This is a genomic window from uncultured Algoriphagus sp., assembly GCF_963974365.1.
Lineage (GTDB): Bacteria > Bacteroidota > Bacteroidia > Cytophagales > Cyclobacteriaceae > Algoriphagus.
In genome coordinates this window covers 14,438-34,383 of record NZ_CAXBBX010000009.1, presented here as the reverse complement: position 1 = coordinate 34,383, position 19,946 = coordinate 14,438, and the positions used below count along the sequence as shown (strand labels likewise).

The 19,946-nt window shown below is 40.9% G+C and carries 17 protein-coding genes; 16 read left to right on the top strand and 1 reads right to left on the bottom strand.

Annotation, left to right across the window (positions count from 1 at the left end; all coding sequences use genetic code 11):
- The first annotated feature begins 29 nt into the window (after positions 1 to 29).
- Genes tgt through AACZ87_RS13040 form a run of 3 tightly spaced genes read left to right on the top strand, consistent with a single transcriptional unit; the run spans position 30 to position 3,145 of the window.
- Positions 30 to 1,160: a tRNA guanosine(34) transglycosylase Tgt gene (gene tgt, locus AACZ87_RS13050; protein ID WP_339867795.1), complete on the top strand. Its 1,131-nt coding sequence runs from the start codon at positions 30 to 32 to the stop codon at positions 1,158 to 1,160.
- Between the two features lie 2 nt (positions 1,161 to 1,162).
- Positions 1,163 to 2,236, top strand: a complete 1,074-nt coding sequence (locus AACZ87_RS13045) for an LptF/LptG family permease (protein ID WP_339867794.1) — start codon at positions 1,163 to 1,165, stop codon at positions 2,234 to 2,236.
- Positions 2,237 to 3,145, top strand: coding sequence for a DMT family transporter (locus tag AACZ87_RS13040; protein ID WP_339867792.1), 909 nt, complete (start codon positions 2,237 to 2,239; stop codon positions 3,143 to 3,145). It begins immediately after the preceding gene.
- A 262-nt stretch (positions 3,146 to 3,407) separates the two neighbouring features.
- Here AACZ87_RS13040 and ispE read toward each other — a convergent pair whose 3' ends face one another.
- Positions 3,408 to 4,220, bottom strand: a complete 813-nt coding sequence (ispE, locus tag AACZ87_RS13035) for a 4-(cytidine 5'-diphospho)-2-C-methyl-D-erythritol kinase (RefSeq protein ID WP_339867789.1) — start codon at positions 4,218 to 4,220, stop codon at positions 3,408 to 3,410.
- A 533-nt stretch (positions 4,221 to 4,753) separates the two neighbouring features.
- Between ispE and ilvD the strand changes: the two genes are divergently transcribed.
- From ilvD to truA, 13 genes are all read left to right on the top strand, one after another.
- Positions 4,754 to 6,433: a dihydroxy-acid dehydratase gene (gene ilvD, locus AACZ87_RS13030; protein WP_339867787.1), complete on the top strand. Its 1,680-nt coding sequence runs from the start codon at positions 4,754 to 4,756 to the stop codon at positions 6,431 to 6,433.
- A gap of 4 nt (positions 6,434 to 6,437) precedes the next feature.
- Positions 6,438 to 8,132: a biosynthetic-type acetolactate synthase large subunit gene (gene ilvB / locus AACZ87_RS13025; protein ID WP_339867785.1), complete on the top strand. Its 1,695-nt coding sequence runs from the start codon at positions 6,438 to 6,440 to the stop codon at positions 8,130 to 8,132.
- An 11-nt stretch (positions 8,133 to 8,143) separates the two neighbouring features.
- Positions 8,144 to 8,644 carry an acetolactate synthase small subunit gene (gene ilvN / locus AACZ87_RS13020; protein WP_339867783.1) on the top strand — a complete coding sequence of 167 codons (501 nt, stop codon included), beginning with the start codon at positions 8,144 to 8,146 and terminating at the stop codon, positions 8,642 to 8,644.
- A gap of 64 nt (positions 8,645 to 8,708) precedes the next feature.
- Positions 8,709 to 9,752, top strand: a complete 1,044-nt coding sequence (gene ilvC, locus AACZ87_RS13015) for a ketol-acid reductoisomerase (protein ID WP_310105755.1) — start codon at positions 8,709 to 8,711, stop codon at positions 9,750 to 9,752.
- A gap of 19 nt (positions 9,753 to 9,771) precedes the next feature.
- Positions 9,772 to 11,280 carry a 2-isopropylmalate synthase gene (locus AACZ87_RS13010; RefSeq protein ID WP_339867778.1) on the top strand — a complete coding sequence of 503 codons (1,509 nt, stop codon included), beginning with the start codon at positions 9,772 to 9,774 and terminating at the stop codon, positions 11,278 to 11,280.
- 2 nt (positions 11,281 to 11,282) lie between these two features.
- On the top strand, positions 11,283 to 12,689 hold the full coding sequence (gene leuC, locus AACZ87_RS13005) for a 3-isopropylmalate dehydratase large subunit (RefSeq protein WP_339867776.1): 1,407 nt from the start codon (positions 11,283 to 11,285) through the stop codon (positions 12,687 to 12,689).
- Between the two features lie 88 nt (positions 12,690 to 12,777).
- Positions 12,778 to 13,368 carry a 3-isopropylmalate dehydratase small subunit gene (gene leuD, locus AACZ87_RS13000; protein WP_339867774.1) on the top strand — a complete coding sequence of 197 codons (591 nt, stop codon included), beginning with the start codon at positions 12,778 to 12,780 and terminating at the stop codon, positions 13,366 to 13,368.
- Positions 13,369 to 13,374: 6 nt separating this feature from the next.
- Complete coding sequence (locus AACZ87_RS12995; protein ID WP_339867773.1) at positions 13,375 to 14,961, top strand: alpha-isopropylmalate synthase regulatory domain-containing protein; 1,587 nt, start codon at positions 13,375 to 13,377, stop codon at positions 14,959 to 14,961.
- Positions 14,930 to 15,997 (top strand): 3-isopropylmalate dehydrogenase, encoded by a 1,068-nt coding sequence (gene leuB, locus AACZ87_RS12990; RefSeq protein WP_339867771.1) that lies wholly within the window; start codon positions 14,930 to 14,932, stop codon positions 15,995 to 15,997. Before AACZ87_RS12995 ends, leuB begins: the two co-directional genes overlap by 32 nt.
- Before the next feature lie 133 nt (positions 15,998 to 16,130).
- Positions 16,131 to 16,355 carry an addiction module protein gene (locus AACZ87_RS12985; RefSeq protein WP_339867769.1) on the top strand — a complete coding sequence of 75 codons (225 nt, stop codon included), beginning with the start codon at positions 16,131 to 16,133 and terminating at the stop codon, positions 16,353 to 16,355.
- Positions 16,356 to 17,118: 763 nt separating this feature from the next.
- Positions 17,119 to 18,186, top strand: coding sequence for a 6-bladed beta-propeller (locus tag AACZ87_RS12980; RefSeq protein ID WP_339867767.1), 1,068 nt, complete (start codon positions 17,119 to 17,121; stop codon positions 18,184 to 18,186).
- Positions 18,187 to 18,190: 4 nt separating this feature from the next.
- Positions 18,191 to 19,069, top strand: a complete 879-nt coding sequence (locus tag AACZ87_RS12975; protein ID WP_339867765.1) for a hypothetical protein — start codon at positions 18,191 to 18,193, stop codon at positions 19,067 to 19,069.
- 34 nt (positions 19,070 to 19,103) lie between these two features.
- Entirely contained in the window at positions 19,104 to 19,922 is an 819-nt protein-coding gene (gene truA / locus AACZ87_RS12970) for a tRNA pseudouridine(38-40) synthase TruA (RefSeq protein WP_339867763.1), read from the top strand.
- Positions 19,923 to 19,946: the final 24 nt, after the last annotated feature.

Below are 19,946 nucleotides of genomic sequence, written 5' to 3'. Positions count from 1 at the left end.
GAATGTCTCACCAGCAACCAATTATCTATATGAAGTTTACCTTAGCCCATCAAGATTCCAAAAGTAAAGCCAGAGCAGGTGTAGTGAAAACTGACCATGGCGAGATTCAAACACCTATTTTTATGCCTGTAGGGACTGCTGGTTCTGTCAAGGCAGTTCATCAGCGGGAATTGGATCAGGATATCAAAGCTCAAATCATCCTTGGAAACACCTATCATTTGTACCTGAGACCGGGGCTCGACGTGCTGGAAAAGGCTGGTGGGTTGCACAAATTCAACGGCTGGCAGAAACCAATCTTGACAGATAGCGGAGGGTATCAGGTTTTTTCGCTATCCGGCACCCGCAAAATCAAGGAAGATGGCGTGATGTTTAAATCACACATCGATGGCTCAAAGCATCACTTCACTCCAGAAAATGTCATGGATATTCAACGGACTATAGGTGCTGATATCGTTATGGCGTTTGATGAATGTACGCCTTACCCATGTGAATATGGCTATGCTCGAAATTCCATGGAGATGACCCATCGTTGGTTGACTCGTTGCATTGAAAGATTTGATGAGACTGAAGGGAAATATGGTTATAGTCAAGCGCTTTTTCCGATTGTGCAAGGCTCAGTATACAAGGATTTGCGTAAGCAAAGTGCAGAATTCATTGCCTCTACCAATCAGCAAGGAAATGCTATTGGCGGGCTTTCCGTAGGGGAGCCTGCAGAAATGATGTACGAGATGACTGAGTTGGTGACAGATATTTTGCCTCAGGATAAACCTCGTTACTTAATGGGAGTTGGGACTCCAGCAAATATTCTTGAATGCATTGCACTTGGGGTTGACATGTTTGATTGTGTGATGCCTACACGAAATGCACGAAATGGCATGCTTTTCACCTCAGAGGGATTCATCAATATCAGAAATGAAAAGTGGAAGGAAGATTTCACAGGAATAGACCCAGCTATCGGCGGATATGTAAGTACTTTCTATTCTAAAGCCTATTTAAGGCATTTGACGATCAGCAAGGAGATTTTGGCTGCGCAAATTGCAAGTATTCATAACCTAAGTTTTTATCTTTGGCTAGTGGGCCAAGCTAGAGAACATATCCTAGCAGGTGATTTTGCCGTTTGGAAAGATCAAATGGTGAAAAAAGTGAGCACCAGACTGTAATCATGAAGCTACTCGATAAACTGATCATCAAGGATTTTCTCAAGACCTACTTTTTCGTAGTGGTCATGTTAGTTCTTGTTGTCTTAGTTTTAGATTTTACCGAAAAGAACGACACCTACATCAGGAATGATGTTCCTTCGAGAGAAATATTTAAGTACATGGCGAATTATGGCTTGTATTTGAATAATCTCTTGACCCCGATTACAGTTTTTATATCGGTTATTTTCATCACTTCCAAAATGGCCGGCAGAACGGAAATAATCGCAATATTAAGTAGCGGTGTGAGTTTCATGAGGATGCTGAGGCCATTCCTTTTTGCTGCTAGCATGATTGGTGGAGCTAGTTTTTTATTAAATGGATGGGTATTGCCAGGAGCGACTGAAGGAGTGACCAAATTCAGGATGAACTATCTAGACAAAGAGGTAACCTCCTCCGAATCCAATGTCCATCTTCAAGTGGGAGCGAATTCCCTTGCCTACATCAGCCGATTTTATAAAACAGGAAACACAGGGTATTTTTTTACTTTGGAGACGATCAAAGATGGAGAGATGCTAGCGAAGCTATCTGCAGATAACATTGAGTGGGATACAGCCAAACAGGTTTGGACTTTGAATAAGTGGAAACTCCGAGTACTCAATGAGCATGGCGAAGATTACACGTCTGGAGAGGCTCTGGATACGGTACTTTCCATTCGTCCGGAGGATTTTAACTTGCCGGAAAAACATCAAGAGACGTTGAAACTTCCTGAATTGGGAAGGCAAATTAAGATCTTGGAAGAACGCGGTGCGGATAATGTCGGGTTTTATAAAATTGAACGATATGTACGATTCATGTCTCCTTTTGCTGCGATAATCTTAACCTTTATAGGTGTGATCATGTCCGCCCGAAAAACTCGTGGAGGTTCGGGTTTTCAGATTGCTATGGGTTTTTTGCTCGCATTTGTATACATCATTTTGTTTATCCTTTCCCGGACCTTTGCCGAAAATGGGGCAACGTATCCAATTTTCGCTGTCTGGCTTCCTAATATCATTTTTGGAGCCACAGGTCTACTGCTTTATAAGACTGTCCCCCGCTAGATGAACGCAACGATCAAGGATTACTTGATGCTTCATTTGATAGTACTCATTTGGGGCTTTACTGCTATTCTGGGTTTACTCATTAGCTTGCCTGCGATTGAGCTGGTGTTTTATAGAACCTTGATTGCTTCTATAGGTGTCGCTGGTCTTTTCTTACTGAAAAAGAAAAATCTGCTGATGCCATTACCTGATATGATAAAAGTCACTGGAGTTGGCTTTGTGATAGCGATGCACTGGATTTTATTTTTCTGGTCAGCTCGTGTTTCTACAGCTTCAGTATGCTTAGCTGGGATGGCGACTACTTCACTTTGGACTGCATTCGTGGAACCCTTGTTCAATCGCACTAAAATCAAATGGTATGAAGTAGGACTCGGTTTGATGGTGATTTCTGGCCTGTTGGTGATTTTCAGTTTCGAGACAGGTTATTGGCTTGGGTTAAGTATGGCTTTAGCCTCATCATTTTTGGCAGCTGTTTTCTCAGTCTTAAATGGTAAGCTAGCCCACAAGCACAATCCTTATCAGATCACTTTCTTCGAAATGGCAGGTGCTTGCTTGTTTACACTACTCTTTATGCCGATCTATTCCAGCTTCATGACAGAAGGAGGTTTGCAGCTTACTTGGGTAGGTTACGATTGGTTTTGGCTATTTATCCTAGGAGGAATTTGCACCGTTTACGCATTCTCAGTTTCTGTAGAATTGATGAAGAGACTTTCAGTTTTTTCAATCAATTTGACTGTTAACTTAGAACCTGTTTACGGTATTATTCTGGCTGTATTGATTTTTGGGGAAAGCGAAAAAATGACTCCTCAATTTTATGTAGGGACGGCGATAATCCTGGTATCGGTGCTTACTTACCCTGTTCTGAATTACTTGAATAAAAGGAGGAAACCAGTACGGCCACTGGGGTGAATTATTCATCGGGATCATCTATTTGCCTTAGATAATTATCCAGACCTTCATCCGCGATTGATACCACATTCTTTTGATCTGTAGCTTGGTCAAATGAGATAACATATAGCTTTCTCTTAAAGTCCTGATCACTAAAATCAGAATTTGCTTTATTATGGTCTTGCTTTTTAGCTTTTGAAAAAGCCTTATTGAAGCGCTTTACTTGATTAATAGAGTCTAGTTTTTGACTTGCTTCGAAGACGTAATTGTTTAGAATACAGTGCTATACCAGCTGACTTTCAAATACAAAGAGCTTGTTGTCCCAATCAATTTGAGTTGGTTTTTCCTCAAATAAGCCAAAAACAGAAGAACCTGAGCCGGACATAGCTGCGTAATAAGCCCCATTTTCATACAGTTTATCTTTTATCCTCGCAATTTCGGGATGATTGGGGAATATGCTCGCTTCAAAGTCATTTACAAGTTCATCTTTCCATCGTCTCTTATCAGCCAGAACTTCTTCGAGTTTCACTTTTGGTGTACTTGGAGTGACACCAGCGTAGGCTTCTTTGGTGCCGATATGAATTCCAGGATTTATTAAAACCAAATGAGTTCCTTTCAAATTTAGCGCTATAGGTTCCAGAATTTCGCCTCTCCCAGTCGCAATTTTTGGTGTGTTTTCAATGAAAAATGCACAATCACTTCCAAGTTGCGCAGCATATTCTTCCAAAAAGAAATCATCAAGAATCAGATCAAAAAGATTATTCATTAAGGTCAAAGCAAATGCTGCATCTGCAGATCCTCCCCCAAGGCCAGCTCCCATCGGGATATTTTTGTGCAGATGAATACTTAAGTGAGGCAGATTAGGGAAGTCCTTCTTTAATAGCTGATAGGCCTTGAGAATAAGATTATCCTTTGTTTCGCCGGGAATGTTGAGACCAGAGCTTTCGAAAGTTGTTTTCTTATTTTCAATAATCATTTCCAGGGCATCAGAAAGCGGAATTGGGATCATACAGGTCTCAATATCATGGTATCCATCTTTTCTTTTGGAGGTAATGTGAAGCCCTAGGTTAATCTTAGCGTTTGGAAATGAAATCATTGGAATTTACGTTTGGTCAAAATTAGAATAAATTTCAGAGGGTAAAGACTTTTCCTTTATTGAGAATTCGGTAAAAAATTTAGCATTTATTGAAGTAATTATGATATATCATTTTTCTTATTAAAAAAAAGAGAATAACTTTTGATAAATATTGAAGAAATCGGAAATCAGTACAAAATTTTGAAAATCGAAATTTTCAACAAATCATTTGCTGAAATACAGGGGCAAAGTGAGGGTTTTGAAATTTTATATTTTGAAAAAATAAATTTTGCATACATTTTTCAACTGGGATAGATGAAAATTGTAAAATTAAATATTGTAAGTCTCAAAATTCGGTTTTAAGTTTGTCCTACACTTCAACATAGAGTTGGGGGAAGTCTCGAAAAATAGTATGTATAAAGTAGTCATTTTGCTAAGCGTCATTATTCTCATTAGATTTTAATGTGAGGCACTAGACTATTATTTATAATGAAATAAAAAACATCTAAAGTGCCTCACTAAGCTGAGGCACTTTTTTTTATACCCGTTAAAATATGACCCTGAAAAAATACAGTTGGGAGATAAGTGACAATCCTGAGCATCCGGCAGGAATGGCAATGTTGTATGCCACTGGGATGAGTGATAAAAAGATGAAACAGCCTTTTGTAGGGGTGGCCAGTTGTGGCTATGAAAGTAACCCCTGCAATATGCACCTGAACGACTTTGCCGGTCTGATCAAGGAGTCTTCTCAAGACCATGATCTGACCGGTTTGGTTTTTAATACCATTGGGATTTCTGACGGAACTTCTATGGGGACGCTAGGAATGCGCTATTCCTTGGTGTCTAGGGAGATAATTGCGGATTCCATTGAGTCTTTTATTCTTGGGCACTCTTTCGACGGCTGTGTGGCAGTGGCTGGTTGCGACAAGAATATGCCAGGCGCTGTGATGGGAATGCTTCGTATAGACAGACCTTCTATTATGGTGTATGGTGGCACTATAGCTTCAGGTAATTATAAAGGAGAAAAACTGAATATCGTTTCCGCTTTCGAAGCTTTTGGCAAACGAGTGAACGGAAATATCTCGGACGAAGATTATGACGGCGTAATCCGTAATGCTTGTCCGGGTGCTGGTGCTTGTGGAGGAATGTACACTGCCAATACCATGTCATCGGCCATCGAAGCGCTAGGAATGTCTTTGCCTTATTCGGCATCCAATCCGGCAAACTCTCCTGAGAAACTTCAGGAATGCAGAGATGTCAATAAATACATGAGGATCCTTTTGGAAAAGGATATCAAACCAAGTGATATCGTCACCAGAAAAAGTATAGAGAATGCTGTCACTGTTGCAATTGCACTGGGTGGAAGTACCAATGCGGTGATGCATATCATTGCGATAGCGAGAACTGCTGGCGTTGACTTTACGATTGAGGACTTCAAAGCGATCAATGCTAAGACTCCAATGATCGGTGACTTCAAGCCATCAGGTAAATTCATGATGGAAGATCTTCATGAGCAAGGTGGAGTTCCTGCATTTATGAAGTACATGTTGCAAAACGGCTTCATTCATGGCGATTGCCTTACGGTGACTGGAGAAACTGTAGCTGAAAATTTAAAAGATATCGAACCCGTAACCGTTTCTATGGTGAATGTGATTCATCCTTTGGAAACTCCTATAAAAGCAACTGGGCACCTTTGCATACTTGATGGAAATTTGGCGCCAGAAGGAGCTGTAGCAAAAATCACAGGAAAAGAAGGAAGTTCATTTACCGGCCCTGCGCACGTGTTTGATTCTGAGCAAGAAGCAAATGATGCGATTCGTGATCATGCAGTTCAAAAAGGTGAAGTGCTCGTCATTAGAAATATTGGTCCAAAGGGTGGGCCCGGAATGCCTGAAATGCTGAAACCAACTTCCATGATTATTGGAGCTGGTTTGGGATCGGATGTGGCGCTGATCACAGACGGAAGATTCTCAGGAGGTACGCACGGTTTTGTCGTCGGACACGTGACTCCAGAAGCGTGGTCAGGTGGTCCAATTGGACTCGTCCAAAATGGAGATATTATTACAATTGACGCAGACGGGCTCAAGCTCAGCGTCGCTGTTTCTGATGAAGAATTAGCAGAGAGAAAAAAATCCTGGAAGCAGAAAGAGATGCCTGAATTACAGGGAACATTAAAGAAATACAACAAACTAGTTTCAACCGCATCTGAAGGATGCGTTACAGACAAATTCTAAGCCCATGAAGGAATCAATGATAAGAGGAGCTGACATCGTTGTTAGGTCACTCATTGCCGAGAATGCGGAAATAATCTTCGGGTATCCCGGAGGGGCAATCATGCCCGTTTACGACGCATTACATGATTATCATGATGAGCTGAGGCATGTACTCACCCGCCACGAACAAGGCGCGATCCATGCAGCTCAAGGTTATGCCAGAGTCTCTGGCAAAGTCGGCGTCTGTATAGCTACATCAGGCCCTGGTGCTACGAATTTGATTACTGGTCTGGCAGATGCACAGATCGATAGTACTCCTTTGGTATGTATTACCGGTCAGGTTGCTTCACATTTGTTAGGAACAGATGCTTTTCAGGAGACTGATGTAGTAGGAATTTCCATGCCTGGAACTAAATGGAACATCCAAGTGAGAAGAGTTGAAGATATCGCTCCAGCTATCGCGAAAGGCTTTTATATTGCTAAATCAGGAAGGCCAGGGCCAGTTTTGATTGATATCACAAAGGATGCACAGACAAACTTCGGTGAATTCAATTACAGCAAGTGTCTTGGATTCAGATCTTACAAAACTCATATCCCAGTAGAGAAAACTGCGATTCAGGAAGCTTCTTTCTTGATCAATATGGCCAAAAGACCTTATGTGCTTTTTGGTCAGGGAGTTGTCTTGGGTCAAGCTGAAGCAGAATTGAAAGCCTTTTTGGAGAAATCAGGTATTCCTGCTGCTTGTACACTTTTAGGTTCTGGAGCTTTGTCAGAAGATCATCCCAACTATGTAGGTAAACTTGGTATGCATGGGAATTATGCGCCAAATTTATTGACAAATCAGTGCGACGTGTTGATCGCGGTGGGAATGAGATTCGATGACCGGGTAACTGGAGATTTGAAGCGATACGCGAAGCAAGCTAAAGTGATCCATTTGGAACTTGATCCGGCAGAAATCAATAAAAATGTAAAATGTGAAGTTGCTGTACTAGGCAGCTGTAAGGATAGCTTGGCGTTATTAACTGAAGCTGTTAAGAAAAATACCTATCCGGATTGGATGGCGAAATTCAAAGAATTGGCGGATCAGGAGAAAGCAACAGTCATCGATCCTGATTTGACACCGACCAAGCCTGGATTGACCATGGGTGAAGTAATACATCAGGTTAATAAATACAAAGCTGATGATGCGATCCTAGTAACTGACGTAGGCCAGCACCAAATGATATCTTGGAGATATTTCAATTACAAGAAACCACGAACACAAGTGACTTCTGGTGGCTTAGGAACTATGGGTTTTGCACTTCCGGCAGCTCTGGGAGCTCAGATGTATGATTTCTCCAGGCAGGTAATCTGTGTAGTAGGAGATGGTGGTATTCAGATGACGATCCAGGAATTGGGTACCATTATGCAGACCAAGGCTCCAGTGAAAATTGTGTTACTTAACAATAATTTCCTTGGAATGGTGAGACAGTGGCAGCAAATGTTCTTTGACAAACGCTATTCATTTACCGAACTTGACAATCCTGATTTTATCAAAATAGCTGAGGCATATAATATTCAAGCTCAAAAAGTCACCGAGCGAGGTGATTTGCAGGAAGCGATTGAAGATATGCTGATTCACGATGGACCTTATTTCCTCGAAGTAGTGGTGGAAAAAGAAGACAATGTATTCCCAATGATTGCCACTGGCTGTTCAGTGGAAGAGGTTAGACTTAGCTAAACCAACCCTAAATGAAACGATATACCATATTCGTTATTACCGAGAATTTCATCGGTATTCTTAACCGCATCACCATTATTTTTACCCGTAGAGGTATTAATATCGATGCACTTACGGCCTCTGAAAGCCGCTTGGAAGGGATTCACAGAATCACAATCGAGGTGACTGCATCTGAAGACACGGTAGTCCAGCTGGTCAATCAGATTGAGAAAATCATCGATGTGATCAAGGCATTTTACCATGAAGATGAAAGCGTTGTATATCAGGAGATCGCTTTATATAAGATTCCTGTATCGAGGTTGGATGGTGGATTGGAAACGATTATTCGTCAGCACAATGCAAAAATCATCGCTGCAGAACCAGACTTTGTAGTGTTGGAACTAACCGGTCACAAGGAACAGACGCAGGAGTTACTTGAGATCTTAAAAGGTTATGGTCTTCTGGAATTTGCAAGATCAGGTAGGGTCGCTATAGCAAAGAGAATGCTCACAATTGACAGTTTTGTCAAATAATAATAAACCAATAAAAAGGCTTCCTCTGGAACCTATTAAACACTAGTAATAAATAAAAAAACAGATGAAATTAAAATTCGGCTCAACAGAAGAAAACGTAGTAACTAGGGAAGAATTTCCACTGGAAAAAGCAAGAGAAGTACTCAAAGACGAAGTGATCGCGGTTTTGGGTTACGGTGTACAAGGTCCAGGTCAGGCACTTAACTTGAAAGACAACGGTTTCAACGTGATTGTAGGTCAGCGTAAAGGCTCCAAGACTTGGGACAAAGCCGTAGCTGATGGCTGGGTTCCTGGCGAAACACTTTTCGAATTGGAAGAAGCATGCGAAAAAGGCACTATCCTTCAGTTTCTACTTTCTGATGCAGGGCAGATTGCTCTTTGGCCAACAGTAAAGAAACACCTTACTCCAGGCAAAGCGTTGTATTTCTCTCACGGCTTCGGTGTGACTTACAAAGACAAAACTGGTATCGTTCCTCCTGCTGACGTAGACGTGATCTTGGTAGCACCTAAAGGATCCGGTACTTCTTTGAGAAGAATGTTTGTGGAAGGTAGAGGCTTGAACTCATCCTATGCAATTTATCAAGATGGAACTGGCAAAGCGAAAGATCGTGTTGTTGCACTTGGTATCGGTGTAGGATCAGGATATTTGTTCGAAACGGACTTTTATCGTGAAGTAACTTCTGATTTGACTGGCGAAAGAGGTACGCTAATGGGAGCAATTCAGGGTATATTTGCAGCTCAGTACGAAGTGTTGAGATCAAATGGTCACACTCCTTCTGAAGCATTCAACGAAACTGTGGAAGAATTGACGCAGTCATTGATGCCACTGGTAGCTGAAAACGGAATGGACTGGATGTATGCTAACTGCTCTACTACAGCTCAAAGAGGTGCTTTGGATTGGTGGAAGCCTTTCAGAGATGCTACTAAGCCTGTATTTGAAGAACTATATAACAGTGTAAAAACTGGTCAAGAGGCTCAGAAGTCTATTGACTCTAACTCTAAAGAAGATTACCGAGTAAAACTGGAAGCTGAATTGAAAGAATTGAGAGATTCTGAAATGTGGCAGGCAGGTGCTGTCGTCCGTCAGTTGAGACCAGAAAATAACTAATACAAAACCCCCAAGAATTATGAGTGAGAAGCTATGGATATTTGACACTACCCTGAGAGATGGGGAGCAAGTACCCGGGTGTCAGCTGAATACCCAGGAGAAAATTGTGGTAGCAAAAGCGCTGGAAGAACTAGGTGTAGATATTATCGAAGCCGGCTTTCCAATTTCAAGTCCAGGAGATTTCAATTCTGTACTTGAGATTTCAAAGGCAGTTTCTAACCCGATTATCTGTGCCCTCTCCAGAGCTGTAGAAAAGGATATTGAAGTAGCGGCTCAGTCCCTCAAATTCGCTAAAAAAGGTCGTATTCACACGGGTATAGGTGTTTCACCATACCACATTCAATATAAACTGCGCTCCACTCCCGAGGATATTATTGCTCGGGGTGTAGCTGCAGTGAAGTTTGCTAGAAGGTTTGTAGACGATGTGGAGTTTTACGCTGAAGATGCCGGTAGAGCTGACCCTGATTTCTTGAATAAAATAATCGAGGAGGTGATCAAAGCAGGAGCTACAGTGGTGAATATTCCTGATACTACAGGATATACCCTACCAGAGCAATACGGTGCTATTATCGCTAGTTTGAAGAATAATGTGCCAAATATTGATAAAGCAATTATTGCTACACATTGTCACAATGACCTTGGTATGGCTACTGCTAACACTGTTTCAGGTGTTCAGCATGGAGCGCGTCAGGTGGAAGTAACTATCAATGGTATTGGTGAGCGTGCGGGAAATACTTCTTTGGAAGAAGTAGTGATGGCAATCAAATGCCACAAATCTATTCCTGTACACACTGAAATTGTCACTCCAAGAATTTACAATACAAGCCGTCTGATTTCCAAATTGATGAATATGCCAGTCCAGCCAAATAAGGCTATTGTAGGCAGAAATGCATTTGCGCATTCATCTGGAATTCACCAGGATGGTGTCTTGAAGCACAGAGAAAATTACGAAATCATTGATCCTAAAGATGTGGGTGTCGGTGAGTCCACTATCGTCTTGACAGCAAGATCCGGAAGAGCTGCTTTGAAGCATCACTTGGATGCTTTGGGAGTAGAATTGGAAGGGGAAGCACTTCGTGAGGTTTACGAAGAGTTCTTGATTTTGGCAGATAGTAAGCGTGATATCGGTCGCAAAGACCTGATGGGCTTGGTTGGTAAGTTTGTGACTGATTCCAGTTTTATTGAATTGGGTAAAGTCACTTATTCATCCAATGGCTCAATTCAAGCTCAGGTGGAAATGAAAATCGGGGACGAATCCCATACTTCTACTGCAAGCGGAAATGGCCCTGTAGATGCAGTTCTGAAAGCTATTGACAAAATAGCTAAACCAGCCGTGGAATTGGAAGAATTCCTAATCCAAGCCATCACTCACGGTAGTGATGATGTGGCAAAAGTTCACATGAGATTAATCAAAGGAGACAAGCCATACTATGGTTTTGCTTCACATACAGACATCGTTTTGGCATCAGCTCAGGCTTTTGTCGATGCGCTCAATAAAATACCGGTCAAAGAATACGCGACCGCATAATTATGGAAAAGACAACATTATTTGATAAAATCTGGGATGCTCACGTAGTGAAATCCGTTCCAGCTGGTCCAGATGTATTCTTCATCGATAAGCATTTTATCCATGAAGTAACTTCTCCAGTCGCTTTTCTAAATTTGGAAAAGCGTGGAATAGGGGTGAAAAACCCAAGTAGAACAGTTGCAACACCTGATCACAACGTACCTACGGTCGATCAGGATAAAACAATTAAGGATAAGCTTTCACGCATGCAGGTAGAAAGACTTCGTGAGAACTGTGCCAAATACGGCATCGAACTACACGATTTGGGTTCTGCTCATCATGGGATTGTTCACGTGATTGGTCCAGAATTGGGTATCACTCAGCCAGGAATGACTATCGTGTGTGGTGATAGCCATACTTCTACCCACGGCGCTTTCGGAGCAATTGCTTTCGGGATCGGTACTTCCGAGGTAGAAATGGTTTTGGCTACGCAATGTATCATGCAGTCCAAGGCTAAGAAAATGAGAATCACGATCGATGGCGTAGCTGGACCTGGCGTAACTTCCAAAGACTTGATACTCTATGTCATCGCGCAGATTTCAGCTGCAGGTGCCACTGGATACTTTGTGGAGTATGCAGGATCTGCTATCCAAAGTCTTTCTATGGAAGCTAGAATGACGGTGTGTAACATGTCTATCGAAATGGGTGCTCGTGGAGGTTTGATTGCTCCTGATGAAACTACTTTCGAATACTTGAAAGGGAAAGAATACGCTCCAAAAGGCGAAGATTGGGACAAAGCTGTTGCTCACTGGAAAACTCTGAAAACAGACGAAGGTGCGGTTTTCGATAAGGAATATCACTTCGATGCTGCGGATATCGAACCGATGATCACTTACGGTACCAATCCGGGTATGGGAATCAAAGTGAAGGGAAATATTCCTACCACTGAAGGCATGGAAGGAAGCAATAAATCTTCTTACCTGAAGTCTTTGGCTTACATGGGCTTTGAGCCAGGTGAAGCTATCGAGGGTAAAAAAGTTGATTTCGTATTCGTAGGTTCTTGTACCAATGGACGCATCGAGGATATTCGTTCTGTGGCATCGTATGTAAAAGGACACAAAAAAGCAGATAACATTACCGCTTGGATCGTTCCAGGTTCTCGCGAAGTTGAGAAAATGGCACATGAAGAAGGTTTGGTTAAAATCTTGGAAGAAGCTGGATTCGAACTACGTCAGCCAGGCTGTTCTGCTTGCCTAGCCATGAACGATGACAAGATTCCTTCTGGAAAATATGCAGTCTCTACTTCTAATAGAAACTTCGAAGGTCGTCAAGGACCAGGGGCAAGAACCATGCTCGCATCTCCTTTGACAGTAGCAGCAGTAGCCATTGCCGGTGAAATCTGCGATCCAAGAGAAGTTTTTCAAAATTAAAAATACGAAGTCAGAAATGGGAAGTACCTGTTTGCACCGAGCAAACCATTCAACTTTCCAACTTTCCAACCTTTGAACTAATTAAAAAATGGCTTACGATAAATTTACTGTTCTCACGAGCACTGCGGTTCCATTACCGACAGACAATGTGGATACAGATCAGATCATCCCAGCTCGATTCCTAAAGGCTACAGAGCGTGAAGGTTTCGGCGACAATCTTTTCCGTGACTGGAGATATGATGTGGAGGGCAACCCTAAAAAGGATTTTGTCCTGAACGATCCTACTTACAGCGGTAAAATCTTGGTTTCAGGAAGGAACTTCGGTTCTGGATCCAGCCGGGAACATGCTGTTTGGGCATTGTATGATTACGGGTTCAGATGTGTAGTTTCAAGCTTTTTCGCCGACATCTTCAAAAATAACTGTCTAAATATCGGTGTTTTGCCAGTGACAGTTTCCCCGGAATTTGCCGATAAATTACTGGAAACCATCACTGCAAATCCTGAAACTACGATTACTGTAGACATTCCTAGTCAGAAGATTACTTTGGACTCCACTGGAGAATCCGAATCTTTTGACATCAATGAATACAAAAAAGACAACATGCAAAATGGCTTCGACGATATCGACTACTTATTAAGTATGTCAGACGAAATCGATGCTTTTGCTGCAAATAAATAAGTGAAAATGGCCGCAGGGAAGCGCATTGAAATAATGGATACTACGCTGAGGGATGGTGAACAGACCTCTAGCGTTTCCTTCTTGCCTTCTGAAAAGCTGCAGATCGCTAAGCTTTTGCTGGATGAATTGAAGGTAGATCGAATAGAGGTTGCTTCAGCTAGAGTTTCAGATGGGGAATTGGAAGGGGTGCAAAAAATCACACACTGGGCAGCTGAGAAAGGCTATCTGGATAGGGTTGAGGTTTTAGGTTTTGTGGATACTCCCGCTTCGGTGGATTGGCTGTTGAAGGCTGGTGCCAAAGTGATGAATCTGCTTACAAAAGGTTCCCTTAATCACCTTGTGCATCAATTGAAAAAAACTCAGGATGAGCATTTTGCAGACATCCAAAAGAGCATTGAATATGCTCAGGAAAATGGGATTGATGTAAATGTGTATCTGGAAGATTGGTCGAATGGTATGCGGAATTCTCAGGAATACACGTTAGCCTTGATCGGATTTCTGACGACTCTTCCTGTGAAGAGAATTATGCTTCCAGATACGTTGGGACTGCTTTCTCCGGAAGAGACAAAGGCATTTTTCATCCAAATATCTACCAAATTCCCGAACGCCCATTTTGATTTCCATGCGCATAATGACTACGATCTTTCTGTAGCCAACGTCATGGAAGCCATCATGTACGGAGCTTCTGGAATTCATACTACGATCAATGGGCTTGGAGAAAGAGCTGGAAATGCTCCATTGGAGTCAGTGATCGCAGTGATCAAAGATTTCACTGATCTTCAGATCAATGTGCAGGAGCAGAAAATCTACCGAGTAAGTAAGTTGGTAGAGCAGTTTTCCGGACAGCATATTCCTGCAAATAAGCCTGTAGTTGGCGAAAATGTCTTTACTCAAACTGCAGGAATTCACGCTGACGGGGACAATAAAAAGAATCTCTATTTCAACGATTTGCTTCCAGAGCGATTTGGTCGCCAGCGGAAATATGCCCTTGGCAAAACTTCCGGCAAAGCCAATATTCTAAAGAATTTGGAAGAGTTGGGGATTTCTTTAGAAAAAGAGGAACTGACGAAAGTGACTCAGCGAATCATCGAACTTGGTGATAAAAAAGAGCGGGTCACTACGGAAGATCTGCCTTACATCATTTCCGATGTGTTGCAGAATAACTCTATTTCCAAAAATATTTTCATCGAAGGCTACCATATGACCCATTCTCAAGGTCTAAAACCTTCTGTGCAACTTCGCTTAAACATTTACGGAAAATCATATGACGCACATGCATCTGGAGATGGGCAATATGATGCATTTATGCGTGCAGTAAAAGAAATTTACAAATCCCGAAAAAGACAACTTCCCAAGTTGATCGATTACCACGTTTCGATTCCTCCTGGAGGCAAAACAGATGCTTTTGTGGAGACAGTTGTGACTTGGGATTATGGAAAAATATTTAAAACGAAAGGGCTAGATCCCGATCAAACAGTGGCTGCGATGATGGCCACAGAGAAAATGCTGAACATCGTCGAATCATTCAATCAAACACCAACGAAAGAAGAATCCAAGTTTTATGGAAATGAATATCGCGCTGTTGCCGGGTGATGGCATCGGACCTGAAGTAATCGACCAGGCTGTGAAAGTAGTGAAAGCTATTGGCCAGAAATTCGGACACAAAATCACTTTTACAGAAGCAGTAGTAGGAGCCGCAGCAATTGATGCGACCGGTGAACCTTATCCAGATTCAACTCACGAAGTAGCTGCTGCATCAGATGCAGTGCTTTTCGGAGCAATCGGTGATCCTAAGTATGACAATGATCCGAAAGCTAAGGTTCGTCCAGAGCAAGGCTTGCTATTGATGCGTCAGAAATTAGGCTTGTTTGCCAATGTTCGTCCTACATTCACCTTCCCTTCTTTGGTGCACAAATCTCCCTTGAAATTGGATCGTGTAGATGGGGTTGACTTTGTTTTCTTCAGAGAATTGACTGGCGGGATCTACTTCGGCGAGCCAAGAGGAAGAAATGAGCAAGGAACCAAAGCTTTTGATACCAATGTGTATAGCAAGCATGAGATTGTACGTTTGGCGAGAATGGGTTTCGAAGCTGCGCAAAAAAGAAGAAAACTCCTGACTTGCGTGGATAAGGCAAATGTGATGGCTACTTCTAGACTTTGGAGAGAAACCGTACAAGAACTTGCTCCGGAATATCCAGATGTGAAAGTAGAATATGAATTCGTAGATGCAGTAGCGATGCGATTGATTCAATGGCCAAAAGCATACGATGTCTTGATTACTGAAAATTTATTTGGCGATATCTTAACAGATGAGGCTTCGGTAATTTCAGGTTCTATGGGCTTAATGCCATCTGCTTCTTTGGGAACTTCCATCAAATTGTTCGAACCAATTCACGGTTCTTATCCACAAGCCGCTGGAAAAGACATTGCAAACCCATTGGCCACAGTTCTATCTGCTGCGATGATGTTTGATTATGCATTTGAACTGAAAGAAGAAGCTAAACTAATTTCTGATGTAGTCAATCTTTCACTTGATGAAGGATATGTAACCGAAGATATTGCTGATGGCGGTACATCCTACAAAACTTCTGAAGTTGGCGATTGGTTGGCGAAGAGGATTTTAGGGTAATAGAAAGTCAATAGAAACGCTGTTTGAGATTTGTAATCTCGAACTTCCTAAAACCACCTTGAGAGAGGTGGTTTTTTTATGCGTACATTGGAGAAACATGTTGATTGAGTTAAATTTAATAATCTTTCATGTTATGGAAACCTCAATTCTTAAAGAAAAGCTCCACCTCATAGTCGATTCTGCAGACGAAAACCTGTTGGAGATTTTGCATACAGTAGCCAGTGAATTTGAACAATCAAATTTTGATTTAACTCCTGAGCAACTGTTAGAATTGAAAAAAAGGCTTGAATTGTTTGACTCTGGAAAAATGTCTTTTAGTACTTGGGATGAAATGATTTCAAGAATTGAGAGCAAGTAATGTCTTGGTCGATTAGCTATTCTAGTTAAGCAGAAGATGATGTCAGATCAGCCTTCATTTACTATAACAGAGTAAGTCCCTCATTAGGTAAGTATTTCCTGAGCTCACTCAAGTATGCGGAAGGTGTGATTCTTAAATCCCCAGAAGGCTATCAAATCAGGTATTTCGATAGAGTTAGGGGATATCCACTTAAAAAATTTCCATTCTTTATTCTTTACCTTCTGGATAATAATTCTGTATATGTTGTGGCAGTTTTCAATACAAATCAGAACCCTGAGCTTATAGAAGCTAGATTCAAATCAGTATAAATGAAATTATAATTACTCAAAGTCCAACAAGAAACCACCTCAGGAATGGGGTGGTTTTTTTATGGATTTTAGAGATAAGTAAGTTTTTTTCTTCATTTAATTTGTTTTTTAATTCGGGGGGGTATTTTTAGTTGTCAGACAATCTTTTCAAAGTACTTTGTGATATTTTCAAACTTCAAATTTTAGGTCATTATGAAAACAAAGATTTCTCTTTTCATTGCATTTCTGTTGATTAGTAGTTTCGCGCTGCTAAGTTTACAGCAATTAAATGCACAAACCACAGTGCCATGTGGAAATGCTATTATCGATTATAAGAAAAAGTGGTTTAGTACTAATTGTAAGGTGAGTCCGGGTGAAACATGCCTACTGAGATGTACTGGGCCTCAACCTCCTGATATTAGCATCTAAAAATTATTAGGCGGGGGAAATCCCCTGCCTTAAATTCTATTCCAAATATGAAATATTATTATTTTTTAGTAGTGGTGTTGATTTGTGCTTGCAAAGGTGGTAGCCAAAACGTAATTGAATTTTATGATGCAAATATAGGATCAAATGACTTGTCTCAAATTTTTGAGGTTAAATCATTTGTCCCACTTAGTATTCCAGACTCAATAAACTTTGGAATAATTCAGGATGTTCAATATACCAACGACGAAATTATTGTCTTAGAGAATGGGTTGAATAATTCAATTTTGTTTTTTGATTCACTGGGTCATTTTACTCGCCAGCTTTCAAAATTGGGAAATGGTCCTGGGGAATATATTGAAATTGAATTCTTCACAATGACAGGCACTAGTGTGGTTCTGTATGATAGAAATCAGTCTAAGCTGATTTATTATGATTTGAGAACATTGAACTATATATCAGAAACCAAGCTAGATTTTTTATTGGTTGGGGGATTAGGACTTACAGATGATCAACTACTTTTGATTTCAGATTCTCAAGAAAAAACAGGATATATCTTTTATCAAGCTTCGACTGATTCCTTCGATCATTTTCCGCAATCACCAGGAGTGATAGAAGGTTATATCCCACAAGCAATATCAACAGATTTGTTGGGACAAGGATATTTGACCCAAGCATTTACAGAGCAAGTTTATAAAATAAGAAACAATGCATTGGCCTTGGAGTTTCGAATAGACTTTGGTTCAAAGAGCATTCCCACTACAGTCCTTGAAACAAGTGACGCCAATGATTTCTATGATATTTTAAGTTCTGGTGCCTATTATTTTGCTGCTCATAATATATTAAAGAACGAGAACTTTGTTGCTTTCAATTTTTTCAATGAGAATATAGAGAATGTAGAGTTGGGGTTGGTTGATTTGAATTCTGGAGAAACTTTGAGGTATAGTCCGGATTCTCACTTTGATTATGTGATTATGAGACCATTAAGTGTCCGGAGAGGAGAATTTCAGACGGTACTTTTACCCGAGGAGGTTGATCCTTCCTCATTGTTGAATTTAGGAATTAAGATTCAAGCTACAGAGTACCCAATTTTAGTAAGCTATGTGCCTAAAAACTGAAACATTGAAGAGAGTTTCCGCGATAGTATTTCTGATGACAGCATTTCAGGTATTTAATCTGTCTGCCCAAGGTTCTGTACAGTGGGAATTAAGAGATGCAATCAATAAAGATCCCATACCCTATCTTAAATTTGAAATACTTCCTTCGTCCAAGGTATATTCTTCTGACAAAGCTGGGAATGTTAAGGTTCCTTCTTATTCACTGAATGATTGGGATGCTGTGCTTATTTCAGGTTATTCGATCAATGATACTATAATTGATAGGGAATCATTGCAGGTATCAGAAACTATTTTCCTGAATACCAAAACATATGATTTACCAGAAATTATTGTGTCCTCAGCTCATTATAAATTAATCCAAATCGGTTCGAAAGAGGATGAAATATACGATTCTAAACAGCCTATTCGAGCGTATAATACTCAAGGTAGCTTTAGATATACAGCTTTTATTGATTTGCCGAGGAAAAGGGATAGAGATTTATATAAACTTAGTTTTTTGATATCTGATGTATTGAAGGAATCGGCACTGGTGTCGATCAGGATTTTGGCTTCTACTAGCAATGAGAAATTGAATCCGGGTAAGAATTATCCAATTAATGATTTTGTTGAGTTGGCAGCTGCACCGATTGTGGAAGAAGTTAAAAGCTCGGGATGGTTTACGGTGGACTTTCCAGAAGGAATTTCTGTCCCATCTCAATTTGATAGCATATTTGTAGTTTTTGATCTTTTAGATCAAAGAGATTCTTTTTTTCATATTCCTATGCAGAAGTCTAAATCCCCAATAGAACTGGGGTTTTATATTACTCCTGGAGTTTTGGGTGTATTCCATCACAATTTGGAACACCCAGCGATTGTGTTAGATCTTGGAGTGGCAGATAAATGAATTTAATCTGTTAATTCTTTAGTATGTTCCTACTATGCGTACATTGGGATTTAAAGTAGCATATCCTGTGCAATCCCGACCATATTCCTATCTTTTTTCCATTTCCTATTTCGGCGCTCGATACAAAGGTTGGGCTCCTCAGCCCAATCAGCCAACCGTTCAGCGTAGGTTGGAGCGGGTGATTAGACATGTGTTAGGACATGAAGATTTTTCTCTGATTGGATCAAGCAGAACAGACTCTGGAGTTTCCTGTGTTGGAGGGTATGTGCAGATTTTCCTTCGGGAAAAAGTTGAAATGAATTCACTCTTACCCGAATTGAATGATCACTTGCCGCAGGATATTCAGTTGAATTCCGTGCAGGAAGTCGCCACCAATTTTAATTTGATCCAATCCGTAAAGCAGAAAACTTACCGCTATTATTTTTCTAACTCAATAGATTTCCATCCTTTCGCTTCAGCTTTTCTAGTCAATATAAAGGAGAATCTGAATTGGGAAGCGATGAAAGAAGCTTGCCAATTGTTTAAAGGGAAGCATGATTTTAAAGGCTTTTGCAAACCTTCAGAAAACAAAACTGACTATGTCCGAGAAGTTCTTTCTTCTGGGATTTACACTTCCAATGAATTTCTAGGACAGTTTTTTCCGCAGGATATTTATTACTTCGAGATCACTGGCTCTGGTTTTCTTCATCATCAAGTGCGTATGATGATGTCTGCTGTTTGGCAGATAGGAAAGGGTGAAATGGATTTGTCGGAAATTGAAACTCGATTCGAGACTTCGGATAAATTTGAAAAGCTCCCACCAGCTCCAGCCAATGGGCTGGTCCTTTGGGAGACTATTCTGAATAACCTTTGAGGTGTCATTTCGAAGGAGGAACGA

What these genes read in the sequence shown, in the direction of transcription:
- truA (WP_339867763.1), top strand. Translation starts at nt 19,104, where the DNA reads ATGCGTACATTGGGATTTAAAGTAGCATATCCTGTGCAATCCCGACCA.
- ilvC (WP_310105755.1), top strand. Translation starts at nt 8,709, where the DNA reads ATGAAATTAAAATTCGGCTCAACAGAAGAAAACGTAGTAACTAGGGAA.
- tgt (WP_339867795.1), top strand. Translation starts at nt 30, where the DNA reads ATGAAGTTTACCTTAGCCCATCAAGATTCCAAAAGTAAAGCCAGAGCA.
- AACZ87_RS13040 (WP_339867792.1), top strand. Translation starts at nt 2,237, where the DNA reads ATGAACGCAACGATCAAGGATTACTTGATGCTTCATTTGATAGTACTC.
- AACZ87_RS12985 (WP_339867769.1), top strand. Translation starts at nt 16,131, where the DNA reads ATGGAAACCTCAATTCTTAAAGAAAAGCTCCACCTCATAGTCGATTCT.
- AACZ87_RS12980 (WP_339867767.1), top strand. Translation starts at nt 17,119, where the DNA reads ATGAAATATTATTATTTTTTAGTAGTGGTGTTGATTTGTGCTTGCAAA.
- ilvD (WP_339867787.1), top strand. Translation starts at nt 4,754, where the DNA reads ATGACCCTGAAAAAATACAGTTGGGAGATAAGTGACAATCCTGAGCAT.
- leuB (WP_339867771.1), top strand. Translation starts at nt 14,930, where the DNA reads ATGGAAATGAATATCGCGCTGTTGCCGGGTGATGGCATCGGACCTGAA.
- leuC (WP_339867776.1), top strand. Translation starts at nt 11,283, where the DNA reads ATGGAAAAGACAACATTATTTGATAAAATCTGGGATGCTCACGTAGTG.
- ilvB (WP_339867785.1), top strand. Translation starts at nt 6,438, where the DNA reads ATGAAGGAATCAATGATAAGAGGAGCTGACATCGTTGTTAGGTCACTC.
- AACZ87_RS13045 (WP_339867794.1), top strand. Translation starts at nt 1,163, where the DNA reads ATGAAGCTACTCGATAAACTGATCATCAAGGATTTTCTCAAGACCTAC.
- ispE (WP_339867789.1), bottom strand. Translation starts at nt 4,220, where the DNA reads ATGATTTCATTTCCAAACGCTAAGATTAACCTAGGGCTTCACATTACC.
- ilvN (WP_339867783.1), top strand. Translation starts at nt 8,144, where the DNA reads ATGAAACGATATACCATATTCGTTATTACCGAGAATTTCATCGGTATT.
- AACZ87_RS13010 (WP_339867778.1), top strand. Translation starts at nt 9,772, where the DNA reads ATGAGTGAGAAGCTATGGATATTTGACACTACCCTGAGAGATGGGGAG.
- AACZ87_RS12995 (WP_339867773.1), top strand. Translation starts at nt 13,375, where the DNA reads ATGGCCGCAGGGAAGCGCATTGAAATAATGGATACTACGCTGAGGGAT.
- leuD (WP_339867774.1), top strand. Translation starts at nt 12,778, where the DNA reads ATGGCTTACGATAAATTTACTGTTCTCACGAGCACTGCGGTTCCATTA.